Here is a 15,335-nt window from a genome sequence, read left to right on the forward strand (position 1 = left end):
AACATATGGCTACGGTCATCGATCGGCGCGAGAACGGCGGCAACAAGAGTGCCGTCAACCAGCAACGCTTCATCAAGCGCTACCGCGAACAGATTCGGCAGGCGGTGGCAAAGGCGGTGTCCGGCCGGAAGATCATGGACATCGAGCAGAGCGGCCAGGTGTCCATTCCGGTCAAGGACATCACCGAACCGATCTTCCACCACGGCCCGGGCGGCCGGCGCGAGTGGATTCACCCTGGCAACAAGAAGTTCGTCAAGGGCGATTCCTTCGACCGGCAGCAGCAGGGCGGTGGCGGGAGCGGTTCGCGGGCCAGCGACAGCGGCGAAGGCGAGGACGATTTCGTCTTCACGCTGTCGCGCGAGGATTTCCTCAATTTCTTCTTCGAGGACATGGCGCTGCCGGACCTGGCCAAGCGCCACCTTGCCAAGATCGCCGAAGTGCGCAAGGTGCGCGCCGGCTATTCCATCGATGGCACCCCGTCCAACCTGTCGATCCTGCGCACCATGCGCAGCTCGATCGGGCGGCGCATCGCGTTGTCCAGTCCTTACCAGAAGCGCCTGCGCGACCTGGAGCTGGAGTACGCCGAGGCGCTGGACAAGGACGGCCCCTACGCCGAAGGCACGCTCGAGCTGATGGAGAAGATGCGGCACCTGCGCGCCTGCATCGACCGCGTGCCCTTTATCGAGAAGCTCGACCTGCGCTACAACAACCGTGTGCTCAAGAAGCGCCCGCAGGCCCAGGCGGTGATGTTCTGCCTGATGGACGTGTCCGGCTCGATGGACGAGAGCCGCAAGGACCTGGCCAAGCGCTTCTTCATGCTGCTGTACCTGTTCCTGAAGCGCAACTACGAGCGTATCGACGTGGTGTTCATCCGGCATCACACGGTGGCCAAGGAAGTCGAAGAGGAAGACTTCTTCCACTCGCGCGAGTCCGGTGGTACCGTGGTGTCCAGTGCGCTGAAGCTGATGGTGGAAGTGGTCCATGACCGTTATCCGCCCAGCCAGTGGAACATCTACTGCGCGCAGGCCTCCGACGGCGACAACTGGGCTGGCGATTCCGAGCTGTGCGGGCGCCTGCTGCGCGAGTCGATCCTGCCGCTGGTGCAGTACTACGCATACGTGGAAGTGGCGTCCGAGGAACCGCAGAACCTTTGGGAAGAGTACCTGACGGTCAAGGGCCAGTTCGAGCACTTTGCGATGCAGCGCATCATCGGCGCGGACGAGATCTACCCGGTGCTGCACGACTTGTTCCAGAAGCGGACGGCTTAGTTGGGGCCTGCTGCCGAGGCAACCGGCAGTGAAGGCTGCAGTGAAGTCTAGTGGCAAGGCAACGCTTGCCCCGGCGGCGCGCCGGTTCGCGCGCGCCTGCGGGATCGGCTGCCTTGCCCGCAACCAGGGGCGAAGATGGCTTATCTGTCCACGGGTTCGGAATGGACCTTCGAGCTGGTCAACCGGTATGACCGCGAGATCGCCCGCATCGCCGGCGAATTCGGGCTGGATACCTACCCCAACCAGATCGAGATCATCACGGCCGAGCAGATGCTGGACGCCTACGCGTCGGCGGGCCTGCCGGTGGGCTACAACCACTGGTCCTACGGCAAGCACTTCCTGGCATCGGAACGCAGCTACCAGCGCGGCCACATGGGCCTGGCGTACGAGATCGTCATCAACTCCAATCCCTGCATCGCCTACCTGATGGAGGAGAACACGATGCCGATGCAGGCGCTGACGATCGCGCATGCCTGCTACGGCCACAATTCCTTCTTCAAGAACAACTACCTGTTCCGCACCTGGACCAACGCGGACGCCATCGTCGATTACCTGCTGTTTGCCAAGAACTACGTGGCCGAGTGCGAGCAGCGCTACGGCGAACAGGAAGTGGAGCTGCTGCTCGACTCCTGCCATGCCTTGCAGAACTACGGCGTGGACCGCTACAAGCGGCCCAAGAAGCTCTCCATCACCGAAGAGAAGGCGCGCCAGGCCGATCGCGAGAACTACCTGCAGATGCAGGTCAACGACCTGTGGCGCACGCTGCCCAAGCACCGCCCGCATGCGCTGACGGCCGACGACGAGACGCCGGAAATGACGTTCCCGCCGGAGCCGCAGGAGAACCTGCTGTACTTCATCGAGAAGAACGCGCCCAAGCTGGCGCCGTGGCAGCGCGAGATCGTGCGCATCGTGCGCAAGATCGCGCAGTATTTCTACCCGCAGCGCCAGACCAAGGTGATGAACGAGGGGTGGGCAACGTTCTGGCACTACACCATCATCCACCAGCTCTACGAAGAGAAGCTGGTCAACGACGCCTTCATGATGGAGTTGCTGCAGGCCCATACCAACGTGATTTACCAGCCGCCGTACCACAGCCCGTATTACAGCGGGCTGAACCCGTACACGGTGGGCTTCCTGATCTTCCAGGACCTGCGCCGCATGTGCGAGAACCCGACCGACGAGGACTACCGCTGGGCGCCGGAGATCGCCGGCAGCGACTGGCGCACGACGCTGGACTTTGCGATGCGCAACTTCAAGGACGAGAGCTTCCTGCTGCAGTTCCTGTCGCCGCGGGTGATCCGCGAACTGAAGCTGTTCTCGGTGCTTGACGACGACCGCGAGGGCAAGCTGCGCGTCACCGCCATCCACGACGACGAGGGCTATCGCGCGATCCGCCAGCTGATGGCGGCGCAGTATGACCTGTCGACCATGGAGCCGAATATCCAGGTCACCAATGTGGATATCGGCGGCGACCGCTCACTGACGCTGCGCCACCTGCAGAATGACCGCCGGCCGCTGGCGCACAACTTCGACGAAGTGGTGCGGCACGTGACGCGGCTGTGGGGCTTTACCGTGCGGCTGGAAGTGGCCTATGAAGACGGGCGCACCGAACTCAAGTACGAGTGCAAGCCGGAGCGCCGGCACCGCAAGCCGCATGGCGGCCTGAGCCTGGCCGCCTGATCGCCCGATCCTCCGCAGTGCTTGCCGCGCGCGTTGCCTGAAACCTCAGGCAACGCGCTAATGCTGTTCAGTTAGCACAGTCGTTCCCGCCTACGCGGGAATGACGGTGGGGCTTGATACCTTAATTGAACGGCATTACAGGCAACGCGCGCGCTTTCATTTTCACTCGCACCATCCGCGCACCAGTTCGACCGCACGGCTGTCCGTGTCGGCAAACACCGCCTCGCCCAGCACGCGGCTCCACCAGCGCTCCGATCCGTCCGCCACGCGCCAGGCATGCAGCCGGCGCGTGTAGAGCTGCAGGTCGTATTCCTCCGTGATGCCGATCGCGCCGTGCACCGCATGGGCGATGGCCGCCACCGGCGTGACGGCATCGCTGGCGCGCAGCTTGCCGATCGCGGCGCGCAGGCGGTCGGGCTCACCGCTGCTGCTGCCGCAAGCGAGTTGCGCCGCCACGCGCGCTGCCGCCACGTGCTCGGCCATCTCGCTGACCTGGTGCTGGATCGCCTGGAACTTGCCGATGGCTCGGCCGAACTGCTGGCGGTCGTTGGCGTACTGCAGCGTCAGGTCGAGCACCCGCGACAGCGCCCCGGCCAACTGGACGGCGTGCAGGCAGGCACCGAGGGTGCGCAGCGTGCCGGGCGGCAGGCGGAACGCGGCCGGCGCGGCGGCGTCCGGGCGCGGCAGGCGCAGGGTCAGGTCGGCGTGCGCGCCGGTGGGCTCGGTGCGCACATCGGCTTCATCGGCCGCCGGCAGCAGCAGGCAGCGCTCGCCGTCCTGCACCAGGAACCACTGGGCGTAGCGCGCATCGGCGACGAGCGCCACGGGCGCGCCGTCGTCGAATCCCGCCAGGGCGATGGGTCCGTCGGGCAGGGCGATGCCCTGCGCGTGCAGCACGGCGCGGGCGAAGATGGTTTGCGCCAGCGGCAGCGGCAGGACATGCCGGCCGGTGACGAACAGCACCGGCGCCAGTTCAGGCAGCGGCAGCGCGGCGCCGCCGGCGGCCTCGGGCAGCAGGCAATCGGCAAAGCCGCTGTCGCGCAGCGTTTGCCACAAAGGAGAGGGATCGGCCTGCCGTTCCAGCGCGCGGACCGTGGCGGGCGTGCAGCAATCGCGCAGCAGCGCGTCGAGGGCGTCGGAGTAAGCGTTATGCATGATGGGTCTCGTCGGGCGGGGGGCGGGACGTCAGGACGTCGGGACGTCGGGACGGTGCGGCGGGTCTTCAGCGCAGGCCGAGACCGCGCGCGATCATGCCGCGCAGGATCTCGCGCGTGCCGCCGCGCAGCGAATACGACGGGGCGATCTGCGTGACGTAGGCCAGCGTGCGGTACAGCGCGCCGTCGGCGGCCAGCGCCGGTTCGTCGCCCAGCGCCGCTTCCACCAGCGCCGGGACCGATTGCTCGAAGGTCGTGCCCAGGTCCTTGACCAGCGCGGCTTCGACCACCGGGCTTTCACCGGCCGCCAGGCGCGCGGTCACCGCCAGCGACATCGCGCGCAGCACCGCCAGGTGCCCGGCAAGGCGACCCGCGGTCACGGTGTCGCGCCGTGCCGGCGGCAGGCGGCGCATGGCGTCGAGCCAGGTGTCGAGCAGTACCACGCTGGAGTACAGCCGCTCGGGCCCGCTGCGCTCGAACGCGAGTTCGGCGTTGACCTGCTCCCAGCCGCTGCCCTCCTGGCCAACCAGCGCGTCCGGGGCCAGCGCGACGTCGTCGAAGGTGACCTCGGAGAAGTGCGCATCGCCGGCCAGGTCGTGGATCGGCCGCACCGATACGCCGGGCGCGTGCAGGTCGACGATGAACTGCGACAGGCCCGCCTGGCGGTCCTGCGGCGTGCCGGAGGTGCGCACCAGCGCGATCATGAAGTGGCAGCGGTCGGCGTTGGTCGTCCAGATCTTGCGGCCGGCCAGGTGCCACGAGCCATCGGGCTGGCGCACGGCGCGTGTTGTCACGCTGGCGAGGTCGGAGCCGGAATTCGGCTCGCTCATGCCGATGCAGAAGAACGCCTCGCCGCGGCAGATCGCGGGCAGGTAGCGCGCCTTCTGCGCGTCGCTGCCGTAGCGCAGGATCAGCGGGCCGCTCTGGCGGTCGGCGATCCAGTGCGCCGACACCGGCGCGCCGCGGGCCAGCAGCTCCTCCACCAGCACGAAGCGCGAGTAAGGATCGAGGCCGGCGCCGCCATATTGCGCCGGCAGCGTGATGCCGACCCAGCCGCGTGCCGCCAGCGCGCGGCTGAACGCCGCATCGAAGCCCATCCACGAGCGTGCGCGGATTTCAGGCGGCAGGGCGGGCAGGTGCTCGTCAAGAAAGGCGCGTACCTCGGCGCGGAACGCGAGCGCGTGCGGCGGCAGGGGCGTCAGGTCGAAGGTGGATAGCAAGGCGGTCACGGTGAAGTCCGGTAGCTGTGGCACGCGAGCCCTGCGGAACGCGGCGGCGGCTGCCTTGCATTCCGGATGGCTCAGGGTGGGCCACAGCGTAGTTCACGCGTCGAGCGCCAGTCCAATATTGATTTATTGCGAAGCGATACCGATTCGATATGGAGGCGCCCCGCCCGGGGCGCGCGGGGAGGACCGGTGCTGGCGCTTCAGGCCGTTCCCGATCGCGGCGCACGCGGCCGGACCGCCGAGGTCGCGCCGGCACGTTCGAGATTGACGCCCGGCAGCAGGTGCAGCAGGCGCACCAGCTCGGACTGGCGATGCGTGCCGGTCTTGCGCAGCGTATCGCGGATATGCACGCGCACCGTATGCGGCGACAGGAACTCGCGCTCGGCGATTTCGTTCAGCGTCTCGCCGGCGGCCAGCCGGATGGCGATGATGCTCTCCTTGCGCGACAGCCCGAACAGCGAGGTCAGCACGCCCGCATCGAGCACCGAGCGCGACTCCGAATTGCCGAACAGCATCATCGCGGCCGGCAATTGCCACGGGCCTTCCACCGGCTGGCGCGACACCAGCGGTGTGACGATGATCGGCACCGGCTGCCCGCCGGAGGTGATGTGCATCCATGAACCGGACGCGGCCTCGGCGCCGCGGCCGCGCACGGCGCCGTCGAGCAGCTTGCGCAGCACCGCCTGCAGCGTGTCGCAGTGGGCGTGCAGCACGCCGTCCTGCAGCGACAGGTGGCTGTCGGCCTGCACCAGCGCCTCGGCCCAGCTGTTGGCGTAGCGCACGCGCAGGTCGGCCTGCAGCACCATCACGCCAAAGTCCAGCGTGTCGAGCCCGGCCAGGCCCAGGCTGGCCAGCCCGCTCAGTTCGAAGTTGCGCTGCTGCATGCGCGCGGCGCGCACCCAGTGCGGCATGACGTGGGCCAGGCGCCGCTCGCGCTGGCCGGCGCTGATGCTGCCCGCGCTGGTGCCGCTCATCAATACGCAGACTTCGGCGTTCTCGATCAGGCGGATGCCTTGTTCGAGTCCGCTGCAAGCCAGCGTGGCCGCCAGGCTCGCGGCCACGGCGCCATCGTGCGAGGCGGCATGCATGGGCGTGCAGTCGGGGCTGTCAGGCGTGCCGGCCGGCGCGCAGCAGGGACCGGCGCCGGGCAGGTCGAGCGGGCTGGGCAGCCATGGGGGAACGCTGGCGCTGTTGGTGAAGCAGCCGTGGGGCGTGACGCCCAGGCGTGCATGGCCTGCGAGCTTGTCCCAGATCAGGTACCGCGGGCTGCCGGTGGAGGTGTACCGGGAAAAGAGATCCAGGGCTGCAGGCATTGCCGCAACGTCCAGCGCGGACTCGTAGATCGAGTCGACCAGACGATGGAAATCCTCGTCCGCAGTCGGGTGTTCGCCCATGTTCACATTTCCCCTGGTGGCAAACGCCGCTTGCTTCGTGCCACCGCAAATGGCCACTTTCTTTTGTGTTGTCGGTGCCGTTCTGGCGTTCTGAAGATGCGCCGATACGGTCATTGCAGCGATCCCGCCATGTTTCGGCCGGCAGGATGCGACCAGACAATCATGCCAAACAATGCTGTTTGTTTTATCTCCCCGGGCCGGGAGGGAAAACCCGGATTGCAGCCATGGCGCAGGGCTGGCCGGCAGCTCCGATTGCTGCTTTGCAGCGAATGAGGGGCGGTCAAATCCCTGACCCTGCCGGAGCGTGATGGTATTGCAGGTGACGAGAACGATGAATTTTTCGGCCCGGAAAGCGTCCCAGGCGTTTCACAGACACCACAAGTGTCCGAAATATTTGGGACAGAAAGACCATGACACCGACATGGAAAATCGGTTGCCGTACCCATTTCTGCGAACGGGACGGGAATGACCCGGCTGCTATGGCGCCGCCGGGTTGCCTTGCTCGTCGCCTGTCAGTTGCAACCCTTTGCCATCGACCTGGATGGTCAGGCTGGGCGACGCCATGCGGATGCCATTGGCGTCGAAGTTGCGCTTCAGGCGGGCATTGAACGCGCGCGTGATTTCCGACTGCGTCAGCGGCCGGGTCTTGAACTGTGCCATCACCACCGGCCCGCTCGGGTCGAAGCGGTCCAGCCCGAGGATGTCCAGCCCAGACAGCAGGTTGCGCGCGTAGCGGTAGTCGCGCGCGATTTCCGCTCCGGTGGTGCGGATCAGCTCGAGCGCGCGGTCGAGGTCGCTGTGGTAGCTGATGCCGATGCTGAACACGGCATAGCCATAGCCGCGCGACAGGTTCTTGACTGTCTTGATCTGGCTGTACGGCAACGTGTGCAGCGCGCCGCGGCCGTCGCGCAGCTTGACCGTCCGGATGGTCATGCCTTCGACCACGCCGGCATGGTCAGGCAGCTCGATCGAGTCGCCGATGGCAATCGAATCCTCGACCACGATGAACAGCCCCGTGATCAGGTCCTGCACCAGGCTCTGCGCCCCGAAACCGATTGCCAGCCCGACCACCCCCGCACCCGCCAGCAACGGCGTCACGTTGACGCCCAGGTTGGCCAGCACGGCAATCACCGCGATCACCAGCAGCCCGATAAACGATGCGTTGCGCACCAGCGGCAGGATGGTCTTGGCGCGCAGGCTGGGCTGCGCGCCGCGCCCGTGCGCGGGCGACAGCGTCTGCGTGATGGCCGTGTCGATCAGCAGCCAGACCAGCCAGGCGAGCAGCACGGTACTGGTCACGCTGAACACCGTCTCGGTGAGATGGCGGCCCGCTGCGGAAGAATCCGCCAGCCGCATCAGCGACGTGCCCCAGATGCGCATCACCATGGCGACGAATGCCATCCAGATCAGCACCCGCAGCAGCGCCATGGCGAAGCGGCCGAAACGCTGCACGTAGGCCGAGCGCCGGCGGTCGCGGAAGCGCGGCGGCCGCGCCGTCGCCTTGGGCGAGTGCCCGGCGACCATCGTCAGCAGCAGTGCCGCAACGAACAGCGCGACCGAGGCCACGGTGCGGCGCAGGAACACATCGGCGTGGCCGGCGGCGAGCAGCGTGCCGATCACGGATGCCACCACCACCGCCAGCACCGGCAAATGCCATGCCTGGCCGATCAGCCGCAGCAGGTCGGTCAGGCCCGGGTGAGACTGGCGGAAGGCCAGCGGCCGCTGGCTGATCAGCTGGCCGATCTGGCGCCGGAAGACGAGCGCGAACACGCCGATGCCCAGCGCCGCGGCGATATTGGCGGTGGTCGACACCAGCGCGGCAAGGTTGGTGCCGATCACCGCGACGACGCGGCCGTCGGCGGCGCTGTCGCCCAGGGCCGCCAGTGCGCCGGTGCAGAACAGCAGCCACGGCGAGCGCGCCAGCAGCTGCCGTACCGCAAGCTGGCGGTGCGCGGTGCGGAACAGGACGAAGATGACCTGGCACACCGCGGCGGCGATGGCGCCCGCCACGATGGCGTACGCGACCAGCACCGCGGCCAGCGCGGCTGGCGAATGCGTGAAGATACGCGTCGCCATCAGCAGCGTGATGCCGAAGGCGATCACCCAAGGCCCGACGTGGCGCAGCATGTAGACCCCGACATCCACCCAGGAGGGCACCTCGGGCAGGCTGGCGCGCTCGGTACGGGGGCGCGGCGGCGCGCGCCGGCGCCGGATGCGGTGGCCGATCTCCCACAGGCCCCAGCCGCTCGCGGCCCACACTGCCAGCACCAGCGCGAATTCGCGCAGCGAGTCCAGCGCCGGGCGGGTGCCGTGATGGGTCAGCGCGGCGCGCCATTCGTCGCCGGCAAAGCGCGAGCGCCAGCCCCAGTATTGCCACGGCCCGCGGTCCTTGCGCAGGTGCGTGTCGACTTCGTCGAGCACCTCGGCCACGGCGCCGATCAGCCCCGGTGCCGAGGCCCCGCCCGCCGCGGCGGAAGCCGGCGCCGGCACCGCGCCGGAAGCGTCCAGGCCGCGCCGCAAGGCCTGCAGCTGGTCCACCAGCGCGCGCCGTTCGCGGTCGTCCTGCAGGGTGGCGATGACCTGGTCGAGCGACTGCGCCAGCGGCACGCTGGCCGGGGCCGCCGGCGCGCTCGCGGGCCTGGCTGGTGCCGACAGCGTGGCAAGCGGGCCTGCTGCCGCGGCCGGCGCCGGCAGCGCACACCAGAGCGCCAGCACCAGCAGCGTTGGCACCAGCAGCGTTGGCACAAGCAGCGTTGGCACAAGCAGCACGACATGCGCGGCCAGGCGGGCGCATGGTGCGAGCCGGCGTGGCCACATCGATCGGGAGAGGGCGTTGCGATCGGGTTTGCACATGGCTGGATGTCCGTGTCCGCTCCGGCGTGACGCTGCCGGCGGGGCGCGGGAATGACCGTCGATCGCGCCACTGTAGCGCATCGGCGGTGCCGGGTGCGGCACCGCGGCATCCGGCCTGCCGGACCGCCGCCGGACCATCGCCGGACCATTCGTCGCTTCGGACGATGCGTCGCTTGCGCCGATCCACGAATCTCGAACCCACTCCGGCGTGGGCAGTTCCGCACCCGCCGGCCCTCACAGATCGCGGACAGATCGCGGGCGCGCGCACCGGAACCGGTGGCCCGTCCGGCCAGACACAAGACACAAAGGAAAGACGGCATGGAACTCAATGCATCGGTATCGGCAGTGGTGACGGGCGGCGCCTCTGGCCTGGGCGCCGCAACGGCGCGGGCGCTGGCGGCGCACGGCGTGCGCGTGGCGCTGTTCGACCTCAACGCCGAGAAGGGCGAAGCGCTGGCGCGCGAGCTGGGCGGTGTGTTCTGCCAGGTCAACGTGACCTCCGAGGCCGAGGTCGAGGCCGGCTTCGCCAGCGCGCGCGCCGCCATCGGCCAGGAGCGCATCCTGGTCAACTGTGCCGGCACCGGCAACGCCATCAAGACCGCCTCGCGTTCCAAGGAAGCGCCGGACCAGATCAAGCACTTCCCGTCCGATGCCTTCGAGCGCATCATCCAGATCAACCTGATCGGCACCTTCCGCTGCATCGCGCGCTCGGCGGCCGGCATGCTGACGCTGGACACCGCGGGCGGCGAGCGTGGCGTGATCATCAACACCGCATCGGTGGCGGCGCAGGATGGCCAGATGGGGCAGGCCGCGTACTCGGCGTCCAAGGCCGGCGTGGTCGGCATGACGCTGCCGATCGCGCGCGACCTGGCGGGTGAGGGCATCCGCGTCAATACCATCCTGCCGGGCATCTTCAATACGCCGCTGCTGCAGGGCGCGGCCGAGAACGTCAAGGCCGCGCTGGCCGCTTCGGTGCCGTTCCCCAAGCGCCTGGGGCAGCCGGAGGAGTTCGCCTCGCTGGCCGTCGAGATGTGCCGCAACGGCTATTTCAACGGCGAATCCGTGCGGCTGGACGGTGCCATCCGGATGGCGCCGCGCTGAGCGAAGCGGCCTGGATCCAATCAATACGGAGACGCGGATGGATTTCAGCTACCTGAGCACGCTGCCCGATGCCGTGCGCCATTTCGCCGGGCTGCGGCCCGACGCGGTGGCGTACGCGTTCGAGGGGCGCCAGACCACCTACGCCGAGTTTGAGCGCAATACCGACCGGGTCGCGCAGGCGCTGCTGGCCGAGGGTATCCGCGCCGGCGACCGCATTGCCTATATCGGCAAGAACAGCGACCACTACTTCGAGCTGCTGCTCGGCGCGGCCAAGGCCGGCGTCGTCACCACGCCGGCCAGCTGGCGCCTGGCGCCGCCGGAGATCGAGTTCATCGTCGGCCATTGCGATGCGGTGGTGTTGTTCGTCGGGCCGGAATCGGCGGCGATGGCGAAGTCGCTGCTGCCGGCGCTGCCGATGGTGCGCAAGGTGGTGCTGATGGAACCGTGCGCCGACGGTGGCGATGCGCCTTGCTACACCGACTGGCGCGACGCGCAGCCGGCCACGCCGCCGGCACACCGGCCGGCGCCGCATGACGTGGTGCTGCAGCTGTACACCTCGGGCACCACGGGGCGGCCCAAGGGCGCGATGCTGACGCACCGCAACCTGACCATCGGCACGGAGGTCAGCGAGCGCGAAGGCATTGCCTGGTCGCACTGGACCGCCGACGATATCTCGCTGGTGGCGATGCCCGTGGCCCATATCGGCGGCTCGGGCTGGGGACTGCGCAATCTCCTCTCGGGCGCCAAGGGCGTGGTTGCGCGTGAATTCGACCCGCGCGCGGTGCTGGATTTCATCGAGCACGAGCGCGTCAGCAAGCTGTTCATGGTGCCGGCGGCCATGCAGATCGTGCTGCGCGACCCGCGCGCGCGCCAGGTGGACTACTCGCGGCTGAAGTACCTGCTGTACGGTGCCGCGCCGATTCCGGCGGCGTTGTTGCGCGAGGGCATCGAGGTGTTCGGCTGCGGCTTCGTGCAGCAGTACGGCATGACCGAGACCACCGGCACCATCGTCGCCTTGCCGCCCGAGGACCACACCACCGAAGAGGTGCCGCGCATGCGTGCCGCGGGCAAGCCGCTGCCGGGCGTGGAAATCAAGGTGGTGGACTATGAAGGGCGCGCGCTGGGTCCGGACGAAGTCGGCGAGATCGTGGTGCGCTCGCAGCACAACATGGCCGGCTACTGGAAACAGCCCGAGGAGACCGCGCGCACCATCGACGCCGATGGCTGGCTGCGCACCGGCGACGCGGGCTACCTGGATGCGCAGGGCTACCTGTACATCCATGACCGCGTCAAGGACATGATCATCAGCGGGGGCGAAAACGTCTATCCGGCCGAGGTCGAAAGCGCGATCTACGGCCACCCGCAAGTGGCCGACGTGGCGGTGATCGGCGTGCCGGACGAGAAGTGGGGCGAGGCGGTCAAGGCCATCGTCGTGCTCAAGCCGGGGCAGTCGCCAGACCGCGACGGCATCATCGCGTGGACGCGCCAGCGGCTGGCCGGCTACAAGGTGCCGAAGAGCATCGAGTTCGTCGACGCGCTGCCGCGCAATCCGTCCGGCAAGCTGCTGCGGCGCAAGCTGCGCGAGCCGTTCTGGGAGGGGATGAGCCGCCAGGTGAACTGAGCCATCATCGTTCCCGCCTGCGCGGGAACGATGTGGCCCAATGCAATTCCACCGCGTCACGACTTCTTCTTGATCACGCTGACCTTGCCATCCGCCTCCAGGTACAGCGCCTTGATCTCCTCGAGCTTCTCTACCCCCTGCTCGCGATATTTGGCTTCCAGCTCGTCGTCGGTGATCGATTCGCGCCGCATGTTTTCAGCGAGCTTGGTGCCGTCGCGCACGAGCAGGATCTTCCTCGCTTCGGCAAAGCGCTGGAACGTGGGGAAATGGTAGGCAAGCAGGTCGATCAGCCGGTTCCATGCGATCAGCGTGGCGACCAGCAGCATGGCGTCGGCAACGCCTTCACCCTTGCCGGCCATGCCGTTCTGCGCCGCATCGGCCACGATCACGACCACCAGCAGGTCGGCAATGCCCAGCGAGCCGATGTCGCGCCGTACCACGAAGCGAAACATCAGGAACAGCGCCCAGTACATCACCGTGCCGCGAACGACGATCTCGAGCGGCGAGATGGTGAAGAAGAGGGCTTCGCGCCAGTCGAACGAGAGGTCCATGCCCGCAACGTTGCAACTTCCGGGCCACTTTGCAGGAACAGCGCCTGGGCACGCCACGCCGCTTTGGTGACGGTAATTCTTGCAGCGGCTGCGTACGGATTGCCGTAGCGCCGCCAGACGGACTCCTGCTTTCGCAGGAAGCCCGCCGGTGCGAGGCTCAGTCGGCCTGGATGCCGAACTCCTTCACGATCTTCGTATAGCGGTTGGTATCCGCGGCGATCAGCTTGGACAGCGCGGCCGGCTCGCCGCCTGCCGGGGTCACCGCGATGGTGGCCATGCGCGCGACCACGTCGGGCATCTTCAGGATGTCGTTGATATGCGCGTTGAGCGTGCGCACCATGTCGGCGGGCATGTTCTTCGGGCCCAGCAGCGCCTGCCAGGCGCCGATCTCGACATCCTTGTAGCCCAGCTCCGCCAGCGTCGGCACGTTGGGCGCGAACGGCGAGCGCTTCAGGTCCGCGACTGCCAGCGGCACCAGGCTGCCGTTGCCCACGTATTGCGCCACCGCGCCGTAGGTGACGTAGGTCACCGGCACCTGTCCGCCGATCACGTCGACGATGGCGGGCGCGAGGCCGCGATACGGCACCTGGCTGATCTTGATGCCGGCGGACTTGTTGAACAGTTCGCCCATGATGTGCATCGGCGAGCCGTTGCCCGGCGTGGCGTAGGTTTCCACCTTGCCCGACTTGGCGCGTGCCACCAGGTCGCTGACCTTGGTGATGCCGGTGCCCTTGTTGACCACCACGAACAGCGACTGCGTGCCGATCTGCGCGATCGGGGTGAAGTCATGCTGCACGTCGTAGGTGGCGCCGGTGCCGGCCCTCAGCACCAGCGGAGCGATGGCGACGGTGTTGGGCGCCAGCAGCAGCGTGTAGCCGTCGGGGTTGGCGCGCGCGACATACGCACTGCCGATGGTGCCGGCGGCGCCGGTGCGGTTTTCCACCACCACCGACTGCTTCAGCCGCGGTGCCAGCTTTTCCGCGAACATGCGGGCCAGGACGTCGACATCGCCGCCGGCCGGATAGGCGACGACGATGGTGATGGGTTTGCTCGGGTACGCGCCCTGCGCCAGGGCGGTGCCGGTGCAGAGCACGGAGGCGGCGGCGGCCAGCGTGGCCAGGACTTTGCGGCGTGCAGACTTCATGATGTTCAGACCTCGGTAAAACCTGGCGCCCGGCGGGGGCCGGGGCCAACATGGCTGGTGAAGCGGCTGGTGAAGCCCGGCGTGCGGCGCCGGGGCAGGGTGGCCGGTTTGGCCGATTCGGCCGACTCAGAAGATGTGCTTGATGCCCAGCATCGAGCCCCACTGGTTCGCGCCCGGGCGCGGGTTGGAGCCGGGCGAACCCCCGCTCACCGACATGGCGAGCTGGCCGTCGTTGTTGATATAGCCCGCGGTGGCATAGACCGAGGTGCGCTTGCTGAAACTGTAGGTCGCGCGCAGCGCGTACAGCATGGCCTCGTTGTCGCTGCCGTGGTAGTTCAGGAAGTAGACCTGGCCGGCCAGGTTGATCGCGGGCGTGATGTCATGCGAGACGCCGGCGTAGTACAGGTCGCTGATCGGCGTGGGGCTGCCTTCGTTGTCGCGGCGGATCCAGCCGGCGCCGAGCTTGGTGTTCTTCAGCAGCATGTAGCCGCCCAGCGACAGGCGGTCGTCGGTCAGGTTGCTGCTGGTCAGGCCGCCGAACGCGCCGGGGCCGCCGCGCTGCGAATCGTAGGCCGCGATCAGGCCCCAGGTCTTGCTGTCATAGCCGACCATGGCCGACCACTCGCGGCAGGCCTTCTTGTCGGCAGGGTTCTCGCCGGCGCAGTTGGTGCCGGCCGGGCTGGGGCCGGCGTTGACCGCGTCACGGCCGAAGCTGTAGGTCGCGCCGACCACGAAGCCGTTGAAGTTGGCCTTGTACGCGACCGCGTTGTCGGCGCGCGTGTTGGGCAGGTAGCTGTCGAGCGAGCCCGAGCCGTACACGTTCGGCCCCAGGATATCGCTGTCGAGGATGGTCCAGAACAGCATCGTGTACTGGCGGCCGAACGACAGCTGGCCATACTGGTTGCTCAGCCCGACCAGCGCCTGGCGCCCGAACAGCCGGCCGCCCTGGTTGGCGTTGCCCGTGTCCGGCGAGAAGCCCGATTCCAGCACGAACAGGCCCTTCAGCCCGCCGCCCAGGTCTTCCGTGCCGCGGATGCCCCAGCGCGACGGCACCGTGGCGGTGTTGTTGGGCATGCGCATCAGGCTGTCGCCGTTGGCGCCGACATTGCTCACGTACTCGACACCGGTATCGATGACGCCGTACAGCGTCACCGACGATTGGGCCGAGGCCAGCAGGGGGGAAGCCGCAAGCAGCGCCGCGGCGGTTCGTGCAAGTTTCATCTACCAGTTTCCTTCCGTTTTTCCGTCTTGTAATCGTCTTTGTGGTACGGGCCGCTGCGATGGCGGCCGGGTTTCAGGGCAGGCTTGTTGTTGGCTGGGTGTTCTCCTCTGTGGGCCCGCAG

Annotated in this window: 11 protein-coding genes; 4 read left to right on the forward strand and 7 right to left on the reverse strand. The window is 67.9% G+C overall.

The window, feature by feature from the left end:
* Nucleotides 1-5: 5 nt before the first annotated feature.
* Together JTE92_RS02775 and JTE92_RS02780 are read left to right on the forward strand one after the other, a co-directional pair.
* Entirely contained in the window at nt 6-1,268 is a 1,263-nt protein-coding gene (locus JTE92_RS02775; RefSeq protein WP_063241973.1) for a YeaH/YhbH family protein, read from the forward strand.
* 135 nt (nt 1,269-1,403) lie between these two features.
* Nucleotides 1,404-2,948, forward strand: coding sequence for a SpoVR family protein (locus JTE92_RS02780; protein ID WP_063241972.1), 1,545 nt, complete (start codon nt 1,404-1,406; stop codon nt 2,946-2,948).
* 162 nt (nt 2,949-3,110) lie between these two features.
* On the opposite strand, the gene JTE92_RS02785 is transcribed toward JTE92_RS02780, so the two are convergent.
* The 4 genes from JTE92_RS02785 to JTE92_RS02800 form a co-directional block, all read right to left on the reverse strand.
* Nucleotides 3,111-4,103, reverse strand: coding sequence for an acyl-CoA dehydrogenase family protein (locus JTE92_RS02785; protein ID WP_063241971.1), 993 nt, complete (start codon nt 4,101-4,103; stop codon nt 3,111-3,113).
* A 67-nt stretch (nt 4,104-4,170) separates the two neighbouring features.
* Nucleotides 4,171-5,331 carry an acyl-CoA dehydrogenase family protein gene (locus tag JTE92_RS02790; protein ID WP_063241993.1) on the reverse strand — a complete coding sequence of 387 codons (1,161 nt, stop codon included), beginning with the start codon at nt 5,329-5,331 and terminating at the stop codon, nt 4,171-4,173.
* Nucleotides 5,332-5,528: 197 nt separating this feature from the next.
* Nucleotides 5,529-6,722, reverse strand: a complete 1,194-nt coding sequence (locus JTE92_RS02795; RefSeq protein WP_063241970.1) for a helix-turn-helix transcriptional regulator — start codon at nt 6,720-6,722, stop codon at nt 5,529-5,531.
* A gap of 477 nt (nt 6,723-7,199) precedes the next feature.
* Nucleotides 7,200-9,539: a mechanosensitive ion channel family protein gene (locus JTE92_RS02800; RefSeq protein WP_169834856.1), complete on the reverse strand. Its 2,340-nt coding sequence runs from the start codon at nt 9,537-9,539 to the stop codon at nt 7,200-7,202.
* A 354-nt stretch (nt 9,540-9,893) separates the two neighbouring features.
* Here JTE92_RS02800 and JTE92_RS02805 point away from each other — a divergent pair, with 354 nt between their 5' ends.
* Nucleotides 9,894-10,676: an SDR family NAD(P)-dependent oxidoreductase gene (locus JTE92_RS02805; protein WP_063241969.1), complete on the forward strand. Its 783-nt coding sequence runs from the start codon at nt 9,894-9,896 to the stop codon at nt 10,674-10,676.
* A 37-nt stretch (nt 10,677-10,713) separates the two neighbouring features.
* A complete protein-coding gene (locus JTE92_RS02810; RefSeq protein ID WP_063241968.1) occupies nt 10,714-12,297 on the forward strand; it encodes a fatty acid--CoA ligase in 1,584 nt (527 codons plus the stop codon).
* 56 nt (nt 12,298-12,353) lie between these two features.
* Here the strand turns inward: JTE92_RS02810 and JTE92_RS02815 are convergent, their stop codons facing one another.
* From JTE92_RS02815 to JTE92_RS02825, 3 genes are all read right to left on the reverse strand, one after another.
* Nucleotides 12,354-12,848, reverse strand: a complete 495-nt coding sequence (locus JTE92_RS02815; protein WP_063241967.1) for a DUF421 domain-containing protein — start codon at nt 12,846-12,848, stop codon at nt 12,354-12,356.
* A gap of 157 nt (nt 12,849-13,005) precedes the next feature.
* Complete coding sequence (locus JTE92_RS02820) at nt 13,006-13,992, reverse strand: Bug family tripartite tricarboxylate transporter substrate binding protein (RefSeq protein WP_063241966.1); 987 nt, start codon at nt 13,990-13,992, stop codon at nt 13,006-13,008.
* 126 nt (nt 13,993-14,118) lie between these two features.
* Nucleotides 14,119-15,213 carry a porin gene (locus JTE92_RS02825; protein WP_063241965.1) on the reverse strand — a complete coding sequence of 365 codons (1,095 nt, stop codon included), beginning with the start codon at nt 15,211-15,213 and terminating at the stop codon, nt 14,119-14,121.
* Nucleotides 15,214-15,335: the final 122 nt, after the last annotated feature.

This window comes from Cupriavidus oxalaticus (genome assembly GCF_016894385.1).
GTDB classification, from domain to species: domain Bacteria; phylum Pseudomonadota; class Gammaproteobacteria; order Burkholderiales; family Burkholderiaceae; genus Cupriavidus; species Cupriavidus oxalaticus.